The organism is Paraburkholderia sp. MPAMCS5 (assembly GCF_036016995.1).
In the GTDB taxonomy this organism is placed as follows: domain Bacteria; phylum Pseudomonadota; class Gammaproteobacteria; order Burkholderiales; family Burkholderiaceae; genus Paraburkholderia.
The window spans coordinates 164508-189312 of sequence record NZ_JAYXBK010000007.1; the positions used below are offsets into that span (position 1 = coordinate 164508).

General features: G+C 59.0%; 20 protein-coding genes and 1 riboswitch. Of the genes, 10 read left to right on the plus strand and 10 right to left on the minus strand.

What is annotated here, in order from left to right; genetic code table 11:
• Position 1: 1 nt before the first annotated feature.
• Together VOM14_RS17990 and VOM14_RS17995 are read right to left on the minus strand one after the other, a co-directional pair.
• Positions 2 to 1006, minus strand: a complete 1005-nt coding sequence (locus tag VOM14_RS17990; RefSeq protein ID WP_327630082.1) for an AAA family ATPase — start codon at positions 1004 to 1006, stop codon at positions 2 to 4.
• A 140-nt stretch (positions 1007 to 1146) separates the two neighbouring features.
• Positions 1147 to 1476, minus strand: coding sequence for a transcriptional regulator (locus tag VOM14_RS17995; protein WP_327630083.1), 330 nt, complete (start codon positions 1474 to 1476; stop codon positions 1147 to 1149).
• Between the two features lie 364 nt (positions 1477 to 1840).
• On the opposite strand from VOM14_RS17995, the gene VOM14_RS31440 reads away from it, so the two are divergent.
• Positions 1841 to 2023, plus strand: a complete 183-nt coding sequence (locus tag VOM14_RS31440; RefSeq protein WP_442955558.1) for a hypothetical protein — start codon at positions 1841 to 1843, stop codon at positions 2021 to 2023.
• 39 nt (positions 2024 to 2062) lie between these two features.
• A complete protein-coding gene (locus tag VOM14_RS18005; RefSeq protein WP_327630084.1) occupies positions 2063 to 4189 on the plus strand; it encodes a helix-turn-helix transcriptional regulator in 2127 nt (708 codons plus the stop codon).
• 111 nt (positions 4190 to 4300) lie between these two features.
• Here the strand turns inward: VOM14_RS18005 and VOM14_RS18010 are convergent, their stop codons facing one another.
• From VOM14_RS18010 to VOM14_RS18020, 3 genes are all read right to left on the minus strand, one after another.
• Positions 4301 to 5440, minus strand: coding sequence for a tyrosine-type recombinase/integrase (locus VOM14_RS18010; RefSeq protein ID WP_327630085.1), 1140 nt, complete (start codon positions 5438 to 5440; stop codon positions 4301 to 4303).
• Between the two features lie 274 nt (positions 5441 to 5714).
• Positions 5715 to 6698, minus strand: a complete 984-nt coding sequence (locus tag VOM14_RS18015; RefSeq protein ID WP_327630086.1) for a PDR/VanB family oxidoreductase — start codon at positions 6696 to 6698, stop codon at positions 5715 to 5717.
• Positions 6695 to 7783: an aromatic ring-hydroxylating dioxygenase subunit alpha gene (locus VOM14_RS18020; protein WP_327630087.1), complete on the minus strand. Its 1089-nt coding sequence runs from the start codon at positions 7781 to 7783 to the stop codon at positions 6695 to 6697. The genes VOM14_RS18015 and VOM14_RS18020 overlap by 4 nt, the downstream gene beginning before the upstream one ends.
• 29 nt (positions 7784 to 7812) lie before the next feature.
• Between VOM14_RS18020 and VOM14_RS18025 the strand changes: the two genes are divergently transcribed.
• The 7 genes from VOM14_RS18025 to VOM14_RS18055 all read left to right on the plus strand — a co-directional run bounded on the left by VOM14_RS18025 (position 7813) and on the right by VOM14_RS18055 (position 16209).
• A complete protein-coding gene (locus tag VOM14_RS18025) occupies positions 7813 to 8739 on the plus strand; it encodes a LysR family transcriptional regulator (protein ID WP_327630088.1) in 927 nt (308 codons plus the stop codon).
• 379 nt (positions 8740 to 9118) lie between these two features.
• The gene (hisC, locus tag VOM14_RS18030) at positions 9119 to 10216 is read left to right on the plus strand and encodes a histidinol-phosphate transaminase (RefSeq protein WP_327630089.1); all 1098 of its coding nucleotides are present in this window, start codon (positions 9119 to 9121) and stop codon (positions 10214 to 10216) included.
• Positions 10217 to 10497: 281 nt separating this feature from the next.
• Positions 10498 to 11613 carry a branched-chain amino acid ABC transporter substrate-binding protein gene (locus tag VOM14_RS18035; RefSeq protein ID WP_327630090.1) on the plus strand — a complete coding sequence of 372 codons (1116 nt, stop codon included), beginning with the start codon at positions 10498 to 10500 and terminating at the stop codon, positions 11611 to 11613.
• A gap of 136 nt (positions 11614 to 11749) precedes the next feature.
• Positions 11750 to 12850 (plus strand): porin, encoded by a 1101-nt coding sequence (locus VOM14_RS18040; protein WP_442955559.1) that lies wholly within the window; start codon positions 11750 to 11752, stop codon positions 12848 to 12850.
• Between the two features lie 178 nt (positions 12851 to 13028).
• A riboswitch (yybP-ykoY riboswitch) is annotated at positions 13029 to 13212 on the plus strand.
• A 74-nt stretch (positions 13213 to 13286) separates the two neighbouring features.
• On the plus strand, positions 13287 to 14297 hold the full coding sequence (locus VOM14_RS18045; protein WP_327630092.1) for a sodium:calcium antiporter: 1011 nt from the start codon (positions 13287 to 13289) through the stop codon (positions 14295 to 14297).
• Between the two features lie 295 nt (positions 14298 to 14592).
• A complete protein-coding gene (locus VOM14_RS18050; protein ID WP_327630093.1) occupies positions 14593 to 15255 on the plus strand; it encodes an acetyltransferase in 663 nt (220 codons plus the stop codon).
• 216 nt (positions 15256 to 15471) lie between these two features.
• Entirely contained in the window at positions 15472 to 16209 is a 738-nt protein-coding gene (locus tag VOM14_RS18055) for an acetyltransferase (protein ID WP_327630094.1), read from the plus strand.
• A 98-nt stretch (positions 16210 to 16307) separates the two neighbouring features.
• On the opposite strand, the gene VOM14_RS18060 is transcribed toward VOM14_RS18055, so the two are convergent.
• From VOM14_RS18060 to VOM14_RS18080, 5 genes are all read right to left on the minus strand, one after another.
• The gene (locus VOM14_RS18060; protein WP_327630095.1) at positions 16308 to 17453 is read right to left on the minus strand and encodes a DegT/DnrJ/EryC1/StrS family aminotransferase; all 1146 of its coding nucleotides are present in this window, start codon (positions 17451 to 17453) and stop codon (positions 16308 to 16310) included.
• A gap of 42 nt (positions 17454 to 17495) precedes the next feature.
• Entirely contained in the window at positions 17496 to 19892 is a 2397-nt protein-coding gene (locus tag VOM14_RS18065) for a tetratricopeptide repeat protein (protein WP_327630096.1), read from the minus strand.
• Positions 19893 to 20198: 306 nt separating this feature from the next.
• Positions 20199 to 20498, minus strand: coding sequence for a flagellar protein FliT (locus VOM14_RS18070; protein ID WP_327630097.1), 300 nt, complete (start codon positions 20496 to 20498; stop codon positions 20199 to 20201).
• An 18-nt stretch (positions 20499 to 20516) separates the two neighbouring features.
• The gene (fliD, locus tag VOM14_RS18075; RefSeq protein ID WP_327630098.1) at positions 20517 to 22040 is read right to left on the minus strand and encodes a flagellar filament capping protein FliD; all 1524 of its coding nucleotides are present in this window, start codon (positions 22038 to 22040) and stop codon (positions 20517 to 20519) included.
• A gap of 137 nt (positions 22041 to 22177) precedes the next feature.
• A complete protein-coding gene (locus VOM14_RS18080; protein ID WP_327630100.1) occupies positions 22178 to 23350 on the minus strand; it encodes a flagellin in 1173 nt (390 codons plus the stop codon).
• Positions 23351 to 23616: 266 nt separating this feature from the next.
• On the opposite strand from VOM14_RS18080, the gene VOM14_RS18085 reads away from it, so the two are divergent.
• Positions 23617 to 24558 (plus strand): aldo/keto reductase, encoded by a 942-nt coding sequence (locus tag VOM14_RS18085; protein WP_327630101.1) that lies wholly within the window; start codon positions 23617 to 23619, stop codon positions 24556 to 24558.
• Positions 24559 to 24805: the final 247 nt, after the last annotated feature.

The following is a 24805-nucleotide window of genomic DNA, read 5'->3' on the forward strand; positions in this document are numbered from 1 at the left end:
GTCAAGCCCGCTTGGCCGCGTCGTGCCGCTGCAGCTCTTCGATTGCCTGAATCAGCATCGCATGCGTCAAGACCTTGCCACCTGCGAGTACAGCAGCCTTCGCTGCGTCCTGCGCAGCCTTCACGACCATCGCTGCCGAGGATCCGCTCAGTTTGGCAGCCAACTCGCCCCACTGCGGTTGTTCGAACCGGATCGTTGAGAGTGTCAGGCGCAGCAGCTTCTCAATCTCGGCCGGGCCAGGCAGCGGGATTGAAAACACGTCGTCAAAGCGTCGGAACAAGGCAGGGTCGAGGGCGGACTCCAAATTGGTTGTCGCCACGAGCAAGCCCGGCGCGTCGTACTCCTCCATCAGTTGAAGCAGAGCGTTGACGATCCGGGAGACCTCGCCGATGTCCTTCGAAGCCGTGCGCGACCGGGCTATGAAGTCGCACTCATCGAGCAGCAACACGCAAGCCTTCTCTCGAGCGCTGCTGAAGATCGAGCGCAGATTCTGGGCTGACTCGCCAAAGAATGAGGATATCAGCACGTCGAACCGCACCTTCATCAGCGGTAGGCCGGTGTTCCACGCCAGTCGCTTTGCGCCCAGCGACTTGCCGCAGCCGGGCGGTCCATAGAGCAGCACAGTCTTGCGCGGCTTCAACCCAAAGATCCGCAAACGATCGCGAGCGGCGTACTCCGCCTCGATACGCGCGAAGCGCTGCTCAACACCGTCGGGCAACACCATGTGGTGCTCAAGCTCATCGTGCGGGATGAGCGTAGCCAACGTCTCGCCGTGCCGGCGGCTCAGAGGAAGTTCCTTCAGGGTCCGATCAACATCGGTTACCGCTGGCGGCGCGGCGGGCCGCTTTGGCTTCGGCTGTTTCAGAATGGCTTCGAGTTGGGCCGCGAGTCGAACATGTCCGCTCCTGCGCTCGGCCTCCACGATCTTGCTGGCAAGGCGATCGAGATCACCATGCGAACCATCCGCGATCGCCCGCACCACCCTCTTTAATATATCAGCGTTCATGCGAAATCGCCTTAATCTGACTGCCCTATGCGACGTAGATGCTACGTCGATAGAAAGGTTTCCGTTGTGAATCCAGTGTCTTGTGATGCGATGACGCGGATCTGCTTTTGACAGCATGTGATCTGCATATCATTCCAGGCTCAGCCGCTTCCGTTTCGCTGCGCGGTAACATGAAGTGTGACTTGGGCCTGCCTTTGCAGATGGGCGACGATGGCGAACAGGTTGCGCGCCTGAGGGTTGCCACTCGGTCCGAACATGCGGATCAAACTCTTCGGGGACGACCTAGTTTCGGCGCCGAGTCGCTCAAACCCAATCGTCGCCTTGATGTAGTCGCGCAGGAGCGCTTTGCCGACGTCCACGTCGCCAGACAACATGCTTTCAACCCCGTCCTTCAGCAACTCGTCACGAAACTTGATATCGGTCTGAACCCTTGCCAGGATTGTCTCTCTGAAATTGCGCGTCAGCGCCATGAGTCCCCTCTCCGGTTAGCACCTCCTAACCATTCGTCTTCGGGCGTCACCTTTCTAGTACCACTTATGTTACCACCGAGCACGCCGGGCGCGATGTAGGTGAGCTCTACATAGCAAGCTTTTCCGTAATCGTGACAATGTGAGGCGTCAGCGGCACATTGACCTCTCTGCAGGTACTGCTTTGACAACTTGCAGATTACTTGCAATGCGGCGCTTTTTTCGACAATGCCGGTGTTAATGGCCCGGCGCGCTTTTCGTAACCCGTACCGGGCGTGGACGCGACCGGTGGAAGCCTCATCGCTTGCCGCAGACGTTTGATGTGCTCCGCGATAACGGGCTTGATGCCTGTAACGATCGGTGTCTTATGCAGTTCGACCCACCAAGCGTCAATCTGGTCGTTGGTACGCTGAACCGGCGCAACCCGCCTTCCGTCGCGACATTCGTGTTCAAAAGCGGAGCGGTGCTGTCGAGCGCACCGCTCTGGGCGATGTCCATCTTCTCCGCGATGACAAACAGCTCAAGAAAATTTGATTCTTCTTCTGTTTGAATATATTCTATTCAAGGTTGAATCAAAATCGGGGGTGGCATGAATACGGAAATTGGAGCCGTTTTGGCCGAAGTGCGAGCGGAGTCAGGCTTAACGCAGCGCGAGCTGGCTGAGCGCATGAGCGCCAATCAGACCCGCGTGTCGCGTCTCGAGGCCGGCGAAGCAGACGACGGCGACGTCGCCGCGTTCCTTGACGCAATCGATACGCCGCAGGCACGACACGTCCGCGAGTTGCTCCGCGTTGAGTGGTCGCATATGGCTCGCCCCTCGCTTAAGCACCCCGACTTGAAAACGCTGGTAGAAATTGAACGTGCGCTGGTACGCGTGCAGAGCTTTTTGGCGGATGATGGCCTGCCTGCCGTGCTGGCGGGCCAGGCTGAACTGCTTCGAAAGCGGCTTGAGGAAAATGCACGCTATCTGATGCGGCTCGATCACGACATCGTCTACGTCGGAGAAATCGGTGTTGGTAAGACGACAGCCGGATGCCGTCAATCCGGGCTCGTTCTCGATGAAGAAACGTCCGCTGACCTGAAGGGAATGTTGCTAGACACCGGGGGCGGGCGGACGACGCTCTGCGACGTGCGCGTCCGAGCCGGGGAAAAGTTTGCGCTCATCGTGGAGCCAGTAAGCGATGAAGAAGTCTACAAACTCGTTGGTGAAATCTGCCGGAGCGTTCGCGAAAAGCTAGGTGGAGAAAGTACCCAGAATTCCGCAGAGTTCAAACCTGCCGAAGAAGTGGAGCGAGCGTTGCGCAACATGGCGGGTCTGCCGCGTCCATCGCGGCCACGTAAAGGGCCAGCGCCATCCGATCCCGCTGCGGACCTGGCGCAGAGATTTAGCGCTCACGAGGAGTTCGCGGCTGAGTTTGCAGCGCGCCTTTGTCTGTGGCGGCGCACGAAGCGCGTCACCGAATTCGACGGCATCGATCCGAAAGAGGGGCGGCAGTGGCTGCGCTCAACGTTCACGGCCATCAACAACGGCCGCAACGACGACTTCTCTTTGCCCGCAAATATTACTGTTACGGTGCCCTTCGAGTTGGTACCTAACACGCGCCTCTCGATACAGGTCGTAGATACGAGGGGCGTCGACGGAAGCGCCGTCAGGCCTGACATCGTTGCCCATCTCAAAGATGACCGAGCTGTTACCTTGCTTTGCTCGAAGTGGGGAAGCGCTCCCGATCCAAGCATCCAAGAGTTGCTTACATACGTCAATGAGACAGACGCTGACCCGCTGCTGTTGACCCGTGTTGCCGTCGTAGCCTTGGCTCGTGGGGGAGATGCCCTCTCGATGCGCCACGATTCTGGCGAGGGGGCCCAAGACGTTGAAGAAGGCTACGACATAAAGCTTGGCCACATAGAAGACGCCCTTCAGAAAATTGGATTGCGAGGCATCGACGCATCCGCCTTCGACGCCAGCGCCGATGATCCGGCCGACCTCACGGCGTTCATCCTTGACAAAGTAGGCGCCATCCGAAAGGCGCAAGCCGACGCCGCCGAGGCCACGATCCGCGCTGTCGATGAGATGTTGTCGAATCGCGAACAAGCGCAAGCTCTTGCGGCGATGAACACGGTAAGTGGGAATCTGATGCGGTTTGCGGAGCGAAGCCAACAGCTCAAAGGCGCCCGTCGGCCGGCCCATAAACGCTTGCTTACGGCAGTCAAGACGCTTCATCCGCGTACGGTATGGGCGGCAACTCGCCGGGCGGGTGAATTCTGGAACTTCGACGTTTTCCAGTACTTGGGGGACGGTGCGGCGGCCGAAGCGAAGGTCCGCTCGTCCAGCACGGTCGCAGGACTGCTCGCAATCATCGAGTCCGACCAGGGTAATCCGGAGCTTGCGAGTGCTCACGGCTTCCTTGCGCAAATTGCGGCGAATATCGCGAAGTGGGAAGCCGACTTCGTCAATGCTGCACGCCACCATGCAAAGGCGGTGTATCGCGGGCCGCTGTCTCGTGCAGCAGCTCTTTGGGACAGTTGTGAGGCAGACTACGGCACTAGCGCAGGCAATTATCGCGAAGGCGTCGCGGGCAAGCTTGAGGAATGGTTTGACGAGAACGTTGAACTGCGAGACGAGCTTGAGCGTCGCGTTGCCCGTGCATGGGAGACGAGCGTCATCGAACCCCTTCTCCAGGCTGCCGGCAGCACGGCAAATCGCGTCGACAACTAAGAAGGCGTGGTACGGAAGGGCTGCCGGGAAGGGCCAGAAAAGGCTCGAGCTAGCACCGGTTGCTCGTTTAGCGTCTGCACCAACGATGGCGTCCTGCCGGACGCCATCGCTCTAGATGATTGCTATCGCATCGAGCTTTGTTCTCATTCTGTCGTGCCGCAAATGCCCGTAATGCTTGTCGATCATCTCCGTCGACGTCCCGGCCATCCTGGCTACCTCAAAGCTGTCGATGCCGCTCGCGATCATTTCGCTGATTGCCGTGTGGCGAAGCGAATACATCACAACCGACGCGGGAAGCTGGGCTGCTTTGACGGCGTCTTTGAACGGCTTCTTCCACGAGTCCTTGTTCCAAGGCTGGCCGTATTCGGTAGAGAAGATGGGGGAGTTGGCGATCTTGCTCTTGGTTTGCTCCTCCATGAATCGGATCGCCGCCGACGACAGGGAAACGATACGATGCCCAGTCTTCCCGTCTAGAACAAGTGTGCCTTGAAGCGGATCGAAATGTTTAATGCAAGCGCGTGCGAGTTCGCCAGGACGAGCTGCGGTGAACAGCATCGCTTTTACTAGTTGCCGGATGTCTTCGGCACACGCTTCAATTAGTGCGCTTCGCTGATCTGCTGGAAGGAACGACTGCCTACGACGCCCGACATCCTTGAACTTCGTGACCGTTTTCCAGCCCGCGTCGGTCGCAACGAGGCGATCATGTAGCGCGAGATTCAGGGCTGCTTTCAGCGACGCAAGGTTGCGATTTGCCGAGTCCTTCGCACGCCGGAGGTCGTCTTCGTCCTCGGCAGATTCTTCGATTTCACTAATCTGCTCGGCGAGCCAGTCCTTCACGTGCGACGTACGCAGCTTTGACAGATCAATGCGGCCTATCTTGTTGTCGTAGACCAGCCGTTTGAAACGGCCCTCAGCGTCCGATTTGCTGGAGGCGCCTTTGTGCAGTCCGAGATGCTTGACGTAGTGCTCGCAGGCATCCTTGATCATCGTGGTCTTGGTGGACACCCCGGCGTCTGCTGCCTTCGCCCATTCGAGGGTAGCTTTCACCGCGTCATCGAAGCTTGGGAGGGTGCTGAGCGCCTTGTATTCTTGCTTGCCCGCCTCGTTGCGTCTGCGGGCAATCCAGGTCCCATCGCCCTCGGCGAGTTTACGGAACCCGACGTAGAGACCGGATTGAACCCGAGCAAAGTAGGGTTCCCGGCGCGGGGGCAGCTTGTCGCGTGCGGTCTTGCTGACGATAGAGGTAGCCATGATTTTCGTACGGAAATGGTACGGAAATTTTAGGCTGGATCTCGCTGGACGGCAATGTTCTTATTTTTCAATAAAATCAATATATTGGGTGGTTATGTGGATGTGCGCGGATCGTCGTGGACGCATATTCCCGCCCTCCGAAGGCAGGGGTTGCTGGTTCGATCCCAGCCGGGCGCGCCATATCTGACAAGCCTTCCAGCGATTCCCTTCCAATTTCTGCTCGTACGGAAACTCCGGCCGTTTGTCACAATCTGCGCTAGGCAGATGCTCCGCCCTAGACGCCGAGTATCAGCGTGCCGCTCAGTGCACGAGAAACGCAGATCATCACCATTGATTGCGCACGCCGCTCTTCTTCCGACAATACGTAATCGCGATGATCGGCCTCGCCGCCACATAGCGGCGTTTCACATGTTCGACAAAGTCCCTCGCGGCATGCAAACGGGACGCTGACACCGTGTTGTTCGAGCGTCTCCAGAATGCTCGTTCCAGGTTCGACGCGAAATCGCTTCCCGGTCGATTGCAGTTCGATATCAAACGCGGTTTCCTGGGACTCCGGCTGGGCGCTCGAAAGTTGCCTGGCCGAGAACCATTCAAAATGAACAGATTCCGCGGCGCGACCTGCCGAGGCTTCCTGTACGGCGCGCATCAGACCATCCGGGCCGCAGCAGTACACATGTTCCGACGCACCCTCATCGGCGAATTCGCGGGTCAGGTCCGCGGGCACGCCGCCCGCCTCGTCGTCGAAATGAAACCGCACTGAGTCGCCGAATCCGGCGACGGTCTCATAGAATGCGGCCCGTGCCCGGCTACGGGCGCAGTACAGCAAAGACCAGCTCTTTCCGTGCGCGCGGCACCAATGGATCATCGACAGAATTGGCGTAATGCCAATTCCGCCTGCGATGAACCGGTAATGTCCGGCGTCCTCGATCAGCGGAAAATTGTTGCGCGGTGAGCGCACCCGCAGTATCGAGCCGACGCGAACCCGCTCATGCATGGCAAGCGAGCCGCCGCGACTGTTCAAGGCACGTCCGACCGCAATGACATACCGATTGGCTTCCGACGAGTCGTTACACAACGAATAGTGACGAATCAGATTACTCGGGGCGCCATCGTATTCAGGCAACGTGATTTCAAGGTGAGCCCCCGGAGCAAACTCGGGCAGCGGCTTGCCATCCGGGGCCTGCAATTCGAAAGATGCGACATCGATTGCCTCTGCGCGATAGCCGGTCACGATAAGCGTCAAGGTATTCGCCTTCATGATTGCTGCTCCTTGCGAATGAGCTGATCGATGACCCATCGAAACTGCGAAAGCGCGGCGTCCACACCGAGCGGCACCATTTTGAACGACGGGTCCAATTCGATATTTTGCTGTTGGGACGTGATCATCTGGCGATCCTCCTCGAACGCCTGCACGATGCCCGCGTGAATTTCCGCCGTGACTTCGGGGCGATCGATCAGAAAATTGTGCGGGTGTCCGAAGAAGTAGTGCGTCGACGTCTCCGTCTCCGGCGTCAACGCCTGACAACCGCGAAACGCGAGAGCATTTTCCCGATGCTCGTCATTTCCGCCCGTATTTGCGAGCATCATTCCGGAATCCATTAGCAGAACGCCCGGCGCAAGAAAGTCGTAGTGCATCCAGCGATCCACCAGCGCGCCTTTCGGGTAGTTCGCATACTTTTCCGAATACGCGGGCGGCTGCGTGTTTTTCACCCATTTCGTCAGGCGAACGCCTCGTTCGCCGCGCTCGACCTTGGGCAACACGGAAGCATAGTCGGTCGAACCTCCCACTGTTGTCGGGTGCAGGAACGGCAAATGAGAAAAGTCGAGCAGGTTATCCGCGATCAGCAAATAGTTGACGTCGTAGTGAAGATAGCCGTCTTGCGAACGCCATTCCGGATGATCGAGCCAGCGAGTGTCGGGAATCAGCGACTCGTCCGCGTCGGCGGGGTCGCCCATCCAGATCCAGATCCATCGATGAGATTCGACGATCGCAAAGCTCTTCACTTTTGCCTGAGGCGGCAGTCTGTCCTGTGCCGGCGCGCTGATGCATTGCCCGGTCCGGTCGAACACCAGGCCGTGATACATGCATCGAACGCAGTCTCCACCATTCTCCTTGCGTCCCATGGAGAGTTTCGCGCCCCGATGGCAGCAACGGTCCTCCAGCGCGATAACCTTTCCGCCGGCGTCGCGCCAAAACACAAGCGGTACGTTAATGATCGTTCTACTAAAGAATCCTTCGGAAGTGACATCCGTATCCCATCCCGCGACATACCAGCAGTTCCGCACGAACACGTTTCGTCTCCATTGTTGAGCTTGACAACATTGGACAACGCGCCCGAACATTCAACAAGATCATTTTCCGAATGGATACTATGAATAAAGTTCATTTTCCTTCGATGGACATGAACCTGCTGCGCGTCTTTCATTCTGTCTACATCGAGAAGAACGTCAGCAATGCCGCCGAGCAGCTCGGGCTGACGCAATCGGCCGTCAGTCATGGCCTGCGCAAGCTCCGAGAACTTTTCGACGACGAGCTGTTCGTGCGTTCGGGCACCGGAATGGTGGCCACCATTCGTGCCCAGCAATTGTTCGAGCCCGTGCATCGAATTATGGAAACGTTGAGCGACCAGGTTCTCGCGATATCGACGTTCGACGCGCGAGCCGCGCAACGGGAGTTCTCGCTGGCGATGGGAGACATGGCCGAGGTCGTGTTCCTTCCGCCGCTGATACGTCATTTCCGCGCACATGCGCCGAACTGCACGCTGCGCGTTCAGAGGATGCATAACAACGAGGCAATGCTGAATGCGCTGGAGCACGGAGAGGCGGAGCTTGCACTCGGCAATCTGCCGCAGGCGCACGGCCACTTCTACAGCCAGACCATGTTCCAGCATGGCTATGTCGTGCTGGCGTCGACGCAGCATCCGCGTATCAGATCGCATCTGACATGGAAGGACTATGCGCGTGAGCAGCACATCGTCGTGAAGTCGGGCCTGGATTTCAACCTTCAGGAAAAGGCGCTTGTGCCGCGCGGGATCAAACGGAAGGTCTTTCTGACGGTCAGCGGATTTCTCTCCGTTCCATGGCTCATCCAGGACACCGAGTTTCTTGCAACCGTTCCCACGCGCCTGAGCGAGGGCATCACTCAGGCCGCAAAGGTCAGACAGCTAGATATGCCCGAACCGATCGATTCTTATGGTCTTCAGTCTGTCTGGCACCCGAGATGGCACAAAGACCCAGGACATCGCTGGCTGCGCGAGACGTTGTTTAATTTAATGGGCCGCTATCCCGACGTGCCCTGAGCGTGGCTTCACACGTGCGGTCCGACCGAAGAATGAAACAAGCTCATGATGTCTATGATCGGAGCCGCGTTGCCAAACAGTTTTTGTATAGATCAAATGCGCCCCTAAGCAGCGAGGCGGTTCGCGCCAGAAAGTTCTTTTCAAACCGCCTCTTTGCCTTCGTTGGCATGGCAAAGATCTCTTATTGTTCTGAGCTTTGCCACCTTTGACGAGCCGCAGCGTTGAGCACGGTTATAGACCGCTGTCGCGACTTCGATTCGTCGAGTCGCAAGCATAGCGTTCGACTCTATGCCAGCCGCCGACGATCACAGAAGAACCGGTGTCCGCGCGCAATTACGCGTGATGGCATTGCTGCAACTTTGCATCAGGCGAGGAAAGTATGGTTCATGTCGTACCGCAGATACTCAAGGCGCGTCCGTATCAGGCCGGCAAGCCGATTGACGAATTGGCCCGCGAGTTCGGGCTGGATTCGTCGAAGATAGTGAAGTTGGCATCCAATGAAAATCCTTTGGGGATGTCGCCCAAGGCTCGGCTCAATGCCTTGAAGGCCGTGGAAATGTCAGCGCTCTATCCGGATGCGAACGGATTCGACTTGAAGGCTTCGCTCAGCCGGAAATTGGATGTTCCCCAAGCATGGATTACTCTCGGCGCGGGATCGAACGAACTCCTGGAACTCATTGCGAGCGCATTTTTGACGGTGGGCAGGTCCGCAGTGTTTGCGCAGTACGCGTTTTCCGTCTACGCGCAAGCAACGCTTCGCACTGGCGCTGACAGCATCGTTGTGGACGCAAGGGATTTCGCGCATGATCTCGACGCGATGAGCCGGGCGGTCCGGGACGATACTGCGGTCGTCTTCGTGGCCAATCCGAACAATCCCACTGGAACCTATCTTTCGCCGGAGAAGCTCGAGGCGTTCATTGCCGGCATGCGTAGCGATGTCCTTATCGTTCTCGATGAGGCATACAACGAATACCTTCCCGACGACAAACAGTACGACAGCGTGGCGTGGGTTAAGCGATATCGGAACCTTATCGTGACGCGCACGTTTTCAAAGGCCTACGGTTTAGCTGGTCTACGCGTTGGATATTCGATCAGTGCGCCGGAGGTGGCTGATTTCCTGAACCGGATTCGCCCTGCGTTCAACGTGAGCAATGTGGCGCAAGCCGCGGCGATCGGAGCGCTTGAAGATCAGGATTTTCGGGAGCAAACCTTCCGGCTCAACAAGCAAGGACTGGAGCAACTCTTCACGGGATTTCGAAAGCTCGCCATTCCCTGCGTCGACTCCTGCGGCAATTTCATTCTTGCCCGCTTTGGCGCCTATAGCTCGCGCGTCAACGCCTACTTGCTGCGCCATGGAATCATCGTGAGGCCAATGGATGGTTATGGACTTGGCGAGTGGTTGCGCATCTCGGTGGGACTACCCGATCAGAACGCGCTTCTTCTTGAGACACTCGAACGCGCGCTTGACGAGGCGTGATCGCAATTTATCAATTGCCCGTTTCATCGCGAAGATGTCGGGCAGCCGAAACTGAATGTCCTTTCACTCGCCGCGCCAGCACCCTTCGCGTTTGCGATTGTCGCTGCGGCCGATGGCGCGTCATTACAACGGGTGAATGATCCGGGACGTGAATGTGTGCCGCAGCGGCGCGTAGTGGGCAGTTCATGCGAAGTCCATGAAATAGGGGTCTTTGCTTATATAAATAGAAAGTTCTACTAAACGGAGACGGTATGCATGACATTCGCAAAACAAGCGCAAAGATGAAGATGCTCGCCATTTGCTCCTTGTCGTTATGGAGCGCGGCGTATGCGGACGACCTGGTGCACATTGGCCACGTTGCACCGCTCACCGGAGGCATCGCGCATCTCGGCAAGGACAACGAAAATGGCGCGCTCCTGGCGATCGAGGAAATCAACGCGACAGGTCTGACAATCGGGGGAAAGAAGATCAAGGTGGCGCTCGACTCTCAGGACGACGCGGGCGACCCGAGGACTGCGACTCAGGTCGCGCAGAAGCTGGTCGATGACAATGTCGTTGCGGTCGTTGGACACCTGAATTCGGGCACGACGATTCCGGCGTCGAAGCTGTACAGCGACGCCGGAATCGTCCAGATTTCGCCATCCGCGACCAATCCCGCATATACGTTGCAGGGCTTTAAAACAACCTACCGATTGGTCGCGACGGACGCTCAACAAGGGCCCGCCCTCGCCGATTATGCGGCAAAGAAACTGCAGGTGAAATCAGTCGCCATCGTTGACGACTCGACTGCGTACGGACAGGGCCTGGCGGCGGAATTCAAAAAACGGGCGGCTGCGCTTGGCATCAAGATCCTGTCTCACGACGCAACCAATGATCATGCTGTCGATTTTCGTGCGATCGCGACGAAGATCAAGGGCGAGAGTCCGGACGCCATCATGTACGGCGGCATGGACGCCACGGGCGGGCCGTTCGCCAAGCAGGCGCGCCAACTCGGCGTGAAGGCGAAGTTTCTTGGCGGCGACGGCGTGTGCTCGCCGGCGTTGCCGAGTCTCGCGGGTGATGCCGCCGATAACGTGGTGTGCTCCGAAGCGGGCGCAGCGTTGGAAGGGTTGCCTGAGGGCGCCGCCTTCGCGGCGAAGTACGCAAAGCGATTCGGCCATCCGCCGCTGGTCTATTCGCCGGAGACTTACGACGCCGTCCACATTATTGTCGATGCCATGAAGCGTGCGAATTCCACGGCTTCCGAAAAGATCCTGGCAGCCATGCCCGCAACGGACTATCACGGTGTCACGGGGGAGACGGTCTTTGACTCGAAGGGTGATCTGAAGCACGGCGTGATTTCACTCTACCGATACATCTCGGGAAAAAAGACATTGCTTGAGTCGATGAGCATGTAGCGCGAGTGAGGACCGTGATCGGCCTCGACTCATCGTCAGTGCACGACTCCGACGGCGAGCATGACGCTGACCGCAGCGAAGCTCGCGCGTCGATACCGCAGGCAAGAGAGAATCCTAAACGACAAGAGGAATCGCAATGAAAAGGACCACAATCATGAGCGCACTCGCCGGCACGATGTTGGCTGGCGCGGTGCCGTCTGTTCACGCACAAAGCTCCGTCACGCTGTATGGAATCGTGGATACCAGTCTGCGCTACCTGACGAATGCGGACTCAAAAAACGACAGCCAGTTGGCGATGGGCATAGGTCCTGTCACAGGAAGCCGATGGGGCCTCAAGGGAAGTGAAGATCTCGGCGCGGGACTTCAAACGGTTTTCCGCCTCGAAAATGGGTTTAACGTCTGGAACGGTCAGTTGGCGAGCGCCAATACTCTTTTCAATCGACTGGCCTATGTCGGTCTTTCGAGCAACCGCTATGGCACGGTGACGGCGGGTCGCCAGAACACGCCGCTTTTCGACCAGCTCGGCAGCGTGTATGACCCGCTCACGGTTGGCAACTACGATCAGGATGGCTGGCTTCCCGGTGCACTTGGCTATGGTCTGCGTTCGAACAATGCAATCAAATATAACGGGCAATTTGGCGGTCTGAACGTCGAGGCAATGTACGGTGTAGGCGGTGTGCCGGGCAGCCTCGGCGCGAGCAGCATGTATGGCCTGACTGCGTCGTATGCCGTGAATGGCCTTTCGATCGACGTCGGTTATCAACAGAACAGCGATAGCGCCAACAACAAGTTCCGCGTGGTCAATGTGAGCGCAGTCTATTCGTTCAATTCGGTCAAGACATACGCGGGCTGGCTGCATTCGCAGGACAACACCGGCATCGTGGATCTTTACATGGGCGCTGCGGGCTCGCCGGCGTCGACCTGGACGCCGAAGCCGAAGACAAACCGAATCGACGATGGCTTCTACGCCGGGGCGACCTGGCAAGTCACATCGCCGCTGTTGCTCACGGCGGCTGGCTACTACGATCGCTCGCGAAATGCGCTCAATAGTGACGGCCTCACCTCGGGCCGTGGCACTCGATACTCGGCTGCACTGCTCGCGGAATACTCGCTTTCCAAACGCACGGAGGTGTACGGAACGGTCGATTACATCCATGGAACAGGGGCCGCAGCCGCCGACTTCCCGGGCCGTAACAACCAGACTGGCGTGGCAGTGGGTTTCCGGAACATCTTTTGATGGGCCCGATTCAGGCTGAACATTGATTCGAACGCACCCTTGCTGACCACGTCGGAGGCGGTAGCAGGGTGCGGGCATCATGCAGTCCTGCCATGCGAGAAGACAGCAGTCTGTTTCGCGCCTGTTCCTCGCCTTTCATCGATGCAAGCTTGTTGCAAGGGCGCACTCCCGCTAGAATCCTCCGGTCACTGGGGAGTAGCCTGCCTTCACGCATCGCTTGAAGGAGAGCGCGTCAACATACTTGGCTTGCGGGCCATGGCGCGTTCGGCCGTTCGGTTTGGCGAGACCATTGGCGCACTGCTTCGTTCTGGTCGGACGGGTCGCGGTGCGTCATGGTTCGTCTTACGTCCGACCGCGGAGCCGCTGTGAAACCACATTGTCCCTTACCTCGAATTCCCTTGCGCCGCGCGCTTCCCGTCCATGCCGGGAGCCACGCATGACCGGTCTCCTCCTCGAACTGGCCATCATGCTGGTCGTCATTCTCGTGTCGGCCGAACTCTTCACCAATGCGCTCGAACATCTCGGCGAGCGTCTCAAGATTTCCGAAGGTGTGACCGGCTCGCTTTTCGCGGCGGTCGGCACCGCATTGCCGGAGACGCTCGTGCCGCTGCTCGCGATTGTCGGCGGAACGGCGGATCGCGGCGTCAACGAGGAGATCGGCGTGGGCGCCATCCTCGGCGCGCCGTTGATGCTCTCCACGCTGTCCACGTTTCTGATGACGCTCGCCGTGCTTCGTTCGCGCGGCGTCGGCGGCCACGTCGCGCCGGAGCGCTCGGGCTTCACGCGAGACCTCAACTACTTCCTGTGCGCATTCGTGCTGGCGGCAGCCGCCATGTACGTGCCGCACGAGCAGCGAATCGTGCGCGCGCTGTTCAGCCTCGGCCTCGTCGGCGTGTATGTCACCTATGTCGTGATGACCTTCCGCGCGTCGAGCGATCTCGTCGGCGCCGGCCACGGCACCGAAGCGCCCGGCAAGATGCTGCTTTCGCGGCTCGGCGTGCCCACTCATCTCGCGACCATCGCGCTCCAGCTCGTGATCGCGGTTGCCTTGCTGGTGTGGGGCGCCGAAGGCTTCATTCATGGCGTGCGGGGTGTGTCGCAGGTGCTCGGCGTGTCGCCACTGCTGCTGTCGTTGCTAATCATTCCGATCGCCACCGAACTGCCGGAAAAGGTCAACAGCATCCTGTGGATTCGCCGCGGCAAGGACACGCTCGCGTTCGGCAACATCACGGGCGCGATGGTGTTTCAAGGCACGCTGCTGCCGGCTATCGGCATTCTGCTGACGCCTTGGACGCCGCGTATCGAGGTCGTAACGGGCATCGTCATCACGCTGCTCGCGGCCGCCTGGCTGCGGATCAATGCGCGCGAACGCGGCGTGCCGGTGTGGGCGCTGCTTTTCTGCGGCGCGCTTTACGCCGCTTATCTGGCGGTCACGCTGAGCCGGTAGGTGCTCACGTCAGGTGTCCTGTCGTTCACACCAGGCCGTCAGGCGAATCGCGAGTCCCAGCGATCTCAGCCCGCGCGCTGGGCGCCCACTCCCCGCAATGCATCGATTTAGAGGTTTTTCCCGTACCAACTCTCGGAATCGCGCGATGGGGAGCGACGGCATAATTCGCAATATGTTGCGACAGGCGGCTCCAAAGGCGATGCCGGCGAGTACGCTGTCGCGCGACGCTGTATTCGTACGCGCTGTCGATGTATGAAGCGGCAGGGAACTAGTCGAGCAAGTCCGAGGAGGCGGTATGGACAACATTGTCATAGTCGGATCGCGTGGCCATGCAAAAGTCGTTATCGATATTGTCGAGCAGGAAGGGAAGTACAGAATTGCCGGGCTAATTGACGCATACCGCAACGTAGGTGAGCGGACGTTGGATTATCAAGTGCTAGGCTCGGAAGTCGATCTCTCGCGTCTCGAGGCTGAATGCGATCTGAAAGGGGCGATCATTGCGATCGGCGACAACCTGGTCCGGTCGAAACTTGCAACGAAGGTCAGAGAGTATTGTCCACAACTGCCGTTCGTGAATGCCGTTCATCCGCGGGCGACTATTGGCCGCGGCACAACGGTCGGATTGGGTACCGTATTGATGGCCGGAGCGGTAGTCAATCCTGACTGTCGGGTGGGTCCGTTCTGTATTTTGAACACGAACTCGTCATTGGATCATGACTCTGTGATGGACGAGTTTTCGAGTTTGGCACCCGGAGCTATAACCGGTGGAAACTGCCGGATTGGCGGATATGCCGCCATAAGCATCGGCGCCATTCTTCGCCACGGCATAACTATTGGCGAGCACAGCGTAATTGGCGCGGGAGCTATCGTTTTGAAGGACATCGAGCCATATTCGGTCGCCTATGGGAGCCCCGCCAAAAAGGTGCGCGATAGGATTCCCGGGGCATGTTACCTGTGAATGCAGGCAGCACATTCGATCCTATCTACGACTTGCCCACAGTCTTTGTCCGGCCATTACCAAGAAGTTGCATTAGACAATATTTTGAGCTCGGCGTGAGTTGCAAATGCCATTTGTCCTTGCCTGCCAATGACGCTCGAGGCACGCCGGGGAAATCCGAACTCAGCGACACGAATAAGATCATCGTGCAATAACCTGAATGTACATTGGACCTATATGAACGTTGTTACGTCCGACGACAGCGTCGGCGTTGTGCCGACTCATCCTCTCTCGAAGCATTTCATTGTCATTGGCTACCGGGACGGGGCTTGCTCGACTATCCCTAACAACTTCTTCAAGAATTGGCTGGACGAAGAGGCCACAGAGGGAACATTTCACATCGGACGGTGCACAATTTTAGGCGTGGGCTCGGTCGCCAGGTACGACGGCAATGCGCAGAAACTGGTCATTGGAAAGAACGTCGCCGGTGGTATGGGGCTCAAATTCATTCTGAACGCCCAGCATGAAATGAAGACCATATCGACGACCATGTTTAGCATCTACGGCAATGGCCTTACCAACGTAGTTATGCCGCAATACGCGGATACCGTTATTCACAATGATGTATGGATTGGCGATGAGGCTTTGTTTCTTGGTGGCAGCGTTATCGAAAGTGGATGCGTCATTGGCGCTCGCTCGCTGATACCGCCGAATTTCCGAAGTGAACCGTACGGTATTTATGCCGGCTCGCCGGCGAGGCTGGTGCGCTTTCGCTTTTCGGAGAGAGTGCGGGAGCGCTTGCTGGAGTTGGCGTGGTGGGACATGTCACTCCAGTGGATCAAGAAGAACAACGATGCTTTTCTGGTCGATCTCACTGTGGACGAAGGACGTGCGCTCGAAGTACTCGCGGAGCTTCAGCGGGAGAAAGCGGCTGAACTCGCAAATGCGCGCAAGTTTTCCTCGCAGATATCCTGATCACTAGCCGACTTCTTCTCCGATGCAAAGAGCACCTAACGCATCTCATGAGTTAAGTGCTCTTTCGCTTTTGGGGTTCGCAAGGAAGCGTGCTGTTTCTAATACGCCTTGATGATGTCCACGATCCGTTCTACGTTCCCCGTGGAAAGACCCGGGTAAATCGGGAGACACAGCACTTTCCTCGCCGCGTCGGTTGCGACCGGCAGGTTGGAAGGATGGGCGCTGACAAGGCCGCGATACATCGAGAAGTCTGAGATCAGCGGATAGAAATAGCGGCGCACGATGATGTTGTGCTGACGGAACCTCTCGAACAACGCGTCGCGAGTGCACGGAAAATCGTCTTCTACGAGAATCGGAAAGTAAGCGCGATTCGCAATGGGGCTGTCGCAGGGCGGCAGGCAACGAATTCCTGACACGCCGGAAAGCAGTGCACAGTACTGAGCCGCAATTTCACGCCGACGAGCCAATGCTTCGTCGATATTCTTAAGCTGCAGAAGCCCGAACGCGGCATTGACTTCGCTCATCTTGCCGTTGATGCCAGGCGCGACGACTGTCGTTTCGTCGACAAAACCGAAGTTCTTCAGGTGGTTGACCCGCTGTTTGGTCTTTGCATCGGGGCAAATGATTGCGCCACCCTCGAATGTGTTGAAGACCTTCGTTGCGTGAAAGCTGAGAACGGAGAGATCACCATGGCGAAGAATGCTGCCGCCGTTGGTGCGTACGCCAAATGCGTGAGCAGCGTCGTAGATGATCTTCAGGTTGTAGTTGTCGGCGATCTTCTGGATTGCGTCGGTCTCGCAAGGATAGCCGTAGCAATGCACCGGTAGAATTGCCGTAGTCTGCGGCGTGATGGCGGCCTCAATCTTCCGCGGATCCATATTGAGCGTGTGTGGATCGACGTCGACGAAAACGGGCTTGATGCCGTTCCAGAGCAGCGAGTGCGCGGTTGCCACGAAGGAATAGGGCGTCGTGATCACTTCGCCCGTGATGCGCAGCGCTTGCAATGCAGTAACGAGACCCAACGTGCCGTTCGAGAAAAGGGCGAGGTGGTCCACGCCGAGGTACTCTTCGAGCGCCGCCTCGAGCCGTTGGTGGAACGGCCCGCCGTTGGTCAGCACCTTGCTGTCCCATATCTCGCGAAGGTACGGAATAAAGTCGTCAAGCGGCGACAGATAAGGCTGCGTGACAAAGATGGTTTCCTCTGTCAACGCCGAGACTGCTGCAGCGGGGAGGCTTGCGTTCATGATTTGAGTCTTCGCTAGTTAAGGACTGTACGCTGTGGACGATCAGATCACTGCTGCGTCTGCCACAAGCGCAGCGGGCGACGGGGACCAGTCAGTTGGCAATGTCGCCTCGAAGGCCGTCGGCGTTTCTCCTGCGCACCAACGCTTCCACATGGTGCGTAGTGCAATCGAGAGGCCGCTTGCTACTTTTTCTGGCTGAAAAGGAACTGAGTTCAGGCAGCGCTCGCGCATCCCGATGCGAAGTTCATTGAGCGCATCCAGATCGCGAGTCAACTCAATACTCTTGCGGACGAATTCTTCCTTGTCCCGCGCAATGAATTGTTCGAGTTGAACGTGTTCGAGCCAGCAGGCGCCCCCCCGGCTCGGCATCGATGTGCCGGGCATCGTGATCGTCGGGACTCCCATCCATAGCGCGTTGAGCGTGGTGGTTGAGCCTGTGTACGGGAAGGTGTCCAGACAGAGATCGACTTGGTGGTGCTGCTGCATGTAGACAGGCAACGACCCGCGAGGACAAAACGTGAGTCGGTTTGCGGTGATGCCTTCGGCCGCGAACCATTCCAGATAGGTAGGCTCATCCAGCGGACTCGAAATTGCCCCGATCACCATGCGTGAGCTAGGCTCCGCGCGGAGAATGACGCTCCAGAGTGCAATAACTTCCTGACTCAGCTTGTTGAGCCGGTTGAAGCTTCCGTAGGTAACGTAGCCTTTGTGAAGCGCGGGCAGCGCATTCACGGGCGGACAGTTCGGAGGCGGCATATACGGAGCAATCGCGGGCAGCAGGGCCAACTTTTCGACGAACTGATCTTCGAATTGTTCAAGAGGCGTGATGAAGCGATCCGAGAGGTAGTAATCGAATGCGGTCAACCCAGTGGTAGCGGGATAGCCGATCCACGACGCCTGCACAGGCGCGGGCTTCTGCGCCAGCGCAACGATTCGCGAATGCGCCGTATGTCCGGAGAGATCGACCACGATATCGATGCTGTCGTCACGGATCTTCTTGACAAGCGCGGTGTCGCTCATGTCGGTTACCACGTGCCAGGCGTGCGCATACGAGCGCAGTTGCGCCGTCATATGGTCTTCATGCCCGAACGTGTAATAGAGATGCAACTGCAGATTCGGGTCTCGGCTGAGGATCTGCGCAATGGGCATGAAATAATAGGCCACTGCGTGATTGCAGAAGTCGCCAGAGACAAACCCGATGCGCAGCTTGCGATCCGGATGGCGTTTGTGGTTATAGCGCCGGTTCTTGGCAGCGGGCACGTTGTGGACTTCGCCGAACACGCAGTGCTCCTTGTAGAGCATTGCCTTGTCGATCGTGCTGCTGTGCGTCAGGCAGAAGAGGAGGTTGCCGCGAGTGTTGCTGTTGGTCGGATCGAACTCCAGCGAAAGGCGCAACGCCTTCTCTGCGAGATCCATTGCGCCGATGCCGAGATACAGCGTGCCTAGCGCGGCATGCACTGCGGCTGCTCGCGGCGCGAGATCAGCCGCGCGCTGACATGACGCGACGGCTTCCGCGCGCTTGCCGAGCGCGATCAGCGTGACGCCGAGAACCCGGTGCGCTTCCGCGTGTTGGGGAACGATCTTGACCAGTTCGCGCGCCTGGACTTCCGCCTCCGCCAATGCGCCGGTGTGGCGCAGCGTGTCTGACAGCAAGAGACGGGAGATGACATCGTTCGGGTCGAGTTCGACGGCCGTGCGCGCAGCAGGAATGACTTCGCTGAACTGGCCGTTCTTTTGCAACGAAAGCGCAAGCGCGCGCCAGCATTCGCTGTCTTGCGGATAACGGGCCACCAGCTTGCGCGCCAGTGTCACCGATTCCCCAATCTGGCCTTTGTGCACCAACGCGTTGTGCTTGTTGATTTCGCCCTTGTCGGCCAGACGATGCCTGGTCGTTTTCAGCGGCACCGCAGCCGTTTCGGGTCGGTCTTCCTGAGTCGCCGGCTGCGGCTCTTGTGCTTCGGCAGATTTGCCGACGACGAAGGTGACCTCGTTCGAAGCGGTGTTGGGCGTCGTGCCCAGCTTGCGGTCCGGATTGGACAACTGCGTGATCAGGCCATTCAGCGCGGGACCGGTGACGCCCTGTTGCTGCGCCATTTCGACGGCGACCCAGCCTGCCGCCACCTGGTCGCTCTCGAACAGGGCGTTGATATAGGCCACCCAATATTGCCCATTGGCCGGCTTGACGCCGAGCGCAACCTCGAAGTGCGGCACTGCTTCGGCGGCACGCTCCGTCTGCACCTTGATGACGCCGAGGTTGTAGTTTGCGTCGGCGTGATCCGGCACGGCGTCGATAATCGCGCCGAACAGCGCCGCCGCGTCGTCGATCTCGCCCGCGTGATATTGCTCGATGGCGCTCTGCATGACGAGAGCGATGTCCTGAGCGCGCTGCTGTTCAGGGGAAAGAGGCTGGGAGGCCGAGAGGTCAAATTGAATGGACATGATGCTCGCACGAGGAAGCTGTACGTTGGATTATCAAGTCGGAATTCGCGGGCTGAAGGGTGGAAGTGACGGCAAAATGGCCACTAATTCACCTGATTACACGCGCTGTCCGCGCTGCTCGGGGAGCGTCCATGGAAAGCGCGCTGGAAGGACGCCTAGGCTGCCTCAAGCAGGTTGCGGGCAAGCGGCAGGTTGCGCGCACGCGCAAAAAGAAACGCCCGCATGGAGCGGGCGAGGATCAAGCATTCGCACTTCGACTTCAGTGCGCGGTTATTGTTGGTTAGACAGGCCGGAAGTTCGCGCCGCTTAAAGCAGCGCAGCCTTCTGATATTGATTGGCGACGTTCACGCTGCGCATCGCGGCCGTGAATTCGGCCTGCAGTTCGACCTGCGTGGTTTGCGCTTCGGCCATGATCGCGGCGTTGCGCGCCACGAGCGTGCGGATCGCGTCGAGCGAACCCTGCACCTCCTCTGCGCGGAGCGACATGATCAGCGGCGAACGGATTTCGGCAAGACGCGCGGCTTCGGGCCAGTCGGCGAGCGCCGCCGCGTGCTCGATTTCGCTGGTCAGCGTCAGCACTTTCTCGATCAGGACAGATTGCTCCACGTGCGATTCTCCGTGCTCTTACTTGTTGGTCGCGAGCGCGCCGGCGCTGTTCGTGCCGCCGAAAAGCTGCGTCAGGTACTGCGAGTTGTTGGTCGTCGTCGCCATCAGCGTGTTGAGTGCGGTGAACTGCGCCGAGTATTGGCTCGTCAATTGCGCGATGTACGTGTTCAGGTTTGTCTGCTGTGACGTCAGGCTGGTCAGGTCGGCATTGAGCGCGGTGGTCCGCACGCCGATCATGCCGCCCGTCTGCGTGAAATTCGTGATGCTCGTGCTCAACTGCGCGCCGATACCGTTGGTCGAATTGAAGAGCGAGGCGACGGTCGCCGAATTGGTTTTCAACGCGTTGGTGAGCGTCGTGCTGTCCACCTGCAGCGTGCCGTCGGCTTGCAGCGAGATGCCGATCGTGCCGAGGCTCGTCGAGCTGCTGCCGTTTTTCACACCGCTCGCGACGATCGACGCGAGCGAGTTCTTGATCGTGTTGAGCGTGGAGTCGCCGAGCAACGGGCCTTGCGACGTCGCTCCCGAGGTGTACTGCGCGAGCGTGCCCATGGTCGTGACGACCGTGTTGTAGAGCGACACGAAGTTGTTGATCGTGCTGGCCTGCGTCGTGGTGTCGGCGGCGATGGTCAGCGTTTGCGTGGTCGCCGGGCTCGTGACCGCAGCCGCGGTCAGGTTCAACGACACGCCCGAGATCGCGCTCGTGACCGTGTTCGTCGAGCTGGAGGCCGCGATGCCGTTGATGCTGAATTCCGCGTCCTGAGCGACCGTGCTTTGCTTCCACGCGTTGGTGCTATTCGCCGACGTGATGGTCGACTGGCCGCCCGTCGTGCTGGCGGTGGACGTCACGCCGAGGCTCGACAGACCGTTATCGCCGGAAAGATTGTTGACCGCGACGCTGATCGTATTGGCCGCGCCGCTCGAAGCGGAGGCGAGCACGAGGTGAGCGCCGTCGCTGCCGTTGACGACCGTCGCGGTCACGCCCGGATTGCCGGACGCGCTGTTGATCGCGGCGGCGATGCCGGCCACGGTGTTGTTGCTGCTGCTGATCGCAACATTGAACGACGTGCTGCCGAGCGAAATGGCGAGCGTTCCGCTGCCCAACGCCTGGCTCGCCGTGAACGCCGACGACGAAAGCGCCTGCGACGTCGCGACCTGCGAGACGGCGACGCTATAGCTGCCGGCAACCGCGCCCGTGGCCGCCGTGGCGGTCATGCCCGTGCCGCTCATGGTGGCGGTGAAGGTGGACTGGAGCGCGCCGTTCGACAGTGAGGTGAGACCCGACTCCAGCGCGCCGAGCGCGGCCGAGAGCGTGCCGTATGCGGAAATCTGGGTGTTGTCGCTGCTTTGCTGGGCCGCCAGTGCGGCAACCTGGCCAGCCGTTTTCGAATTCACGAGCGCCGTGACGAGCGAGTTCACATCCATCGACGAATTGCCGGTCGCGCCGCTGATGACCGACTGCATGGCCTGTTGCAATGCTGCGTTGTCGGCTGCGACAGTGGCCGAGGCTGCACTCGCTGCCGATGAACTCGTAATCGTTGACATGGGATTGCTCCGTGCGTCCGTGGTGATGCGTAATGGGCGTAACAGAAATGCAGGATGGAAGGCGAACCTTCCATCGAATAGCCGAAAACCGGACCACGCGCTGTGACGCGCGAGGTCCGGTCAGACTTCTAAAGCAATTACTGGAGGAGCTTCAGAACTTGCTGCGGCTGCGAGTTTGCTTGCGCCAGAACCGAGATACCGGCTTGTTGCAGCACTTGAGCCTTCGAGAGGTTAGCAGTTTCCTGCGCGAAGTTCGCGTCGTTGATCTGCGATTGTGCCGACGACAGGTCGGTTGCTTCGGCTTGCTGCGACGTTGCGATCGCGCTGAAGCGGTTCTGTGCAGCACCGAGACTTGCCTGCAGGTTGCTCACGGCGGTCAGTGCGTTGTCGACTGCGACCATTGCCACGTTCGCGCCCGACACCGTGCTGATGTCGAGGCTCGAAACAGTGGTGGTCGATGCGTTGACTGCGCCGATCTGCGCCGTTGCGTTCTTGATCGACGTCGTCAGTGCTGCGTTCGTCGTGTCGTATGCAGCCGTCGACATCGTCAGGGTCGTGACAGGCGCGCCCGTCGTGGCGGTCGTCCCCGAGCCTGCCGAGAAGATCGTGCCAGCGACCGTCGAGGTGATCGACGAGCCGTTCTGGTCGGTGAAGCTGAAGCCGCCGTGGCCGTCCGACAACACGTTGATCGACGTAATGATGTTCGCGCTCGGCGTCGTCGTTGCTGCTGCGCCGGTTGCCTTGTCAATGTTCAGGCCGCTGATCGTGCCAGCCAGTTGGCCGGTTGCCAGGGAACCGCTACCCAGGCTCGATGCCGACATGCTCTTCGAGAGGTCGAGGTTGATCGTCTGGCCGACGTTCGCGCCAACCTGGAAGCCGACGATACCTGCCGAGCCGTCCAGAATGTTCGTGCCGTTGTACGTCGTTTGCGAAGCGATACGGTTCACTTCCTGGATTTGCTGCGCAACTTCCTTCTGCAGCGCGGCCTGGTCCGACGACGACATCGTGCCGGTCGAAGCTTGCACTGCCAGCGTACGGATACGTTGCAGGCTGGAAGTCAGCGAGGACAGTGCGCTCGACGCCGTCTGGATCAGCGACACGCCGTCGTTCGCGTTCGACACGCCTTGGCCCAGACCGTTGATCTGGGTTTGCATACGCGTCGAGATGGCGAGACCTGCTGCATCGTCAGCCGCGCTGTTGATGCGCTTGCCCGACGACAGGCGGGTGATGGCTTGCGACAGGGCGCTTTGCGAGCCGCTGAGGTTCTGCTGTGCAACCAGCGAGTTGATATTGCTATTGATTCCGAGCATGGAAAATTCTCCTAAATAAGCCTGAGCCCAATACGCCACGTTGGCATCGGCGGAAGCACTCGTTCATTGCTGGCCGCCTCAGTGAAGGTTGACGGCCCACCTAAAAAAAACTTGAGGGACTTTGTGTCGTCGCACTCCGCCGGTTCGCCTGGCGGGCCGTGGAAACGCGCGCCCAGAGCGGCTTTCAGCCTTGCTTGGCAGGTGCGCTGCGGGAATTGAAAAGGCGGCGTATTCTCTTTTCTCTTGAGCAAAAGCCGGGAGAAATCATGCAAAAGCGCCGCATTGGACGCTCCGAATTACAAGTCGCGCCGCTTATGTTCGGTGGCAATGTATTTGGTTGGACCATTGACGAAGCCACTTCATTTTCGATTCTGGATGCCTTCGTCGACGCCGGGCTCGACTTCATCGATACCGCCGACGTCTATTCCGCCTGGGCGCCGGGGAACCAGGGCGGCGAATCGGAAGCCATCATCGGCAAGTGGTTCAGGCAGAGCGGCAAGCGCGAGCGCATTGTGCTCGCCACGAAGGTGTCGAAGCATCCGCAGCGCAAGGGGCTGTCGGCCGCGAACATCCAGGCGGCGGTCGAAGACTCGCTGCGGCGCTTGCAAACCGATTACATCGACATCTACTTTTCCCACGACGACGACATCGAAACGCCGCTCGCCGAGACGCTGGGCGCGTACCAGCGGCTGATCGAGGCCGGCAAGGTGCGGGTGATCGGCGCGTCGAACTACAGCGGCGCGCGTGTCGAGGAGGCGCTCGCCGTCTCGCGGCAGCATGGCTTGCCTGAATATCAACTGCTCCAGCCGGAGTACAACCTTTACGACCGCGCCGAATATGAGGCCGACATCGAGCCGGTCGCGCTCGCGCAGCAACTCGGTGTGGTCGTGTATTGGAGCCTGGCGAGCGGATTTCTCTCGGGCAAATACCGCTCGAAGGAGGATCTGGCCAATAAGGCGCGGGGTAGCCGGGTCGAGAAGTATCTGAACGCGCGCGGCTTGCGAATTCTCGGCGCGCTCGATCGCGTGGCGGCGCGGCATGCCAGCACGCCGGCCAGCGTCGCGCTGGCATGGCTCATCGCGCGGCCGAGCGTGACGGCGCCGATTGCCAGCGCGACGTCGCTCGAGCAGCTCGGAAGTCTTGCAGCCGCCGTTCAACTCACGCTGACGACCGCGGACATCCGCGAACTGGACGACGCGAGCGCTTGAATGGGAAGGGCACGGCCTGGCGTAATCCCTAAACCCCTGGTAGGATGGAGAGTTTCCTGATATGATCGGGAGTGAATTGAGATCTTTGCCTGTTTCGTCAACGGTATTTTGTTGGTGAAAGGTTGGCGAAACGGCAGCAGGCGCGGCTTCGTATCACGTCTGTCCGCGTTCCGCGGTAAGCTCCGCACCTCTCTTTTCCGGCCTCCGTGGCCGCTTTGCCTCTCGTTTCATTCGTGGTTTGGCCGGG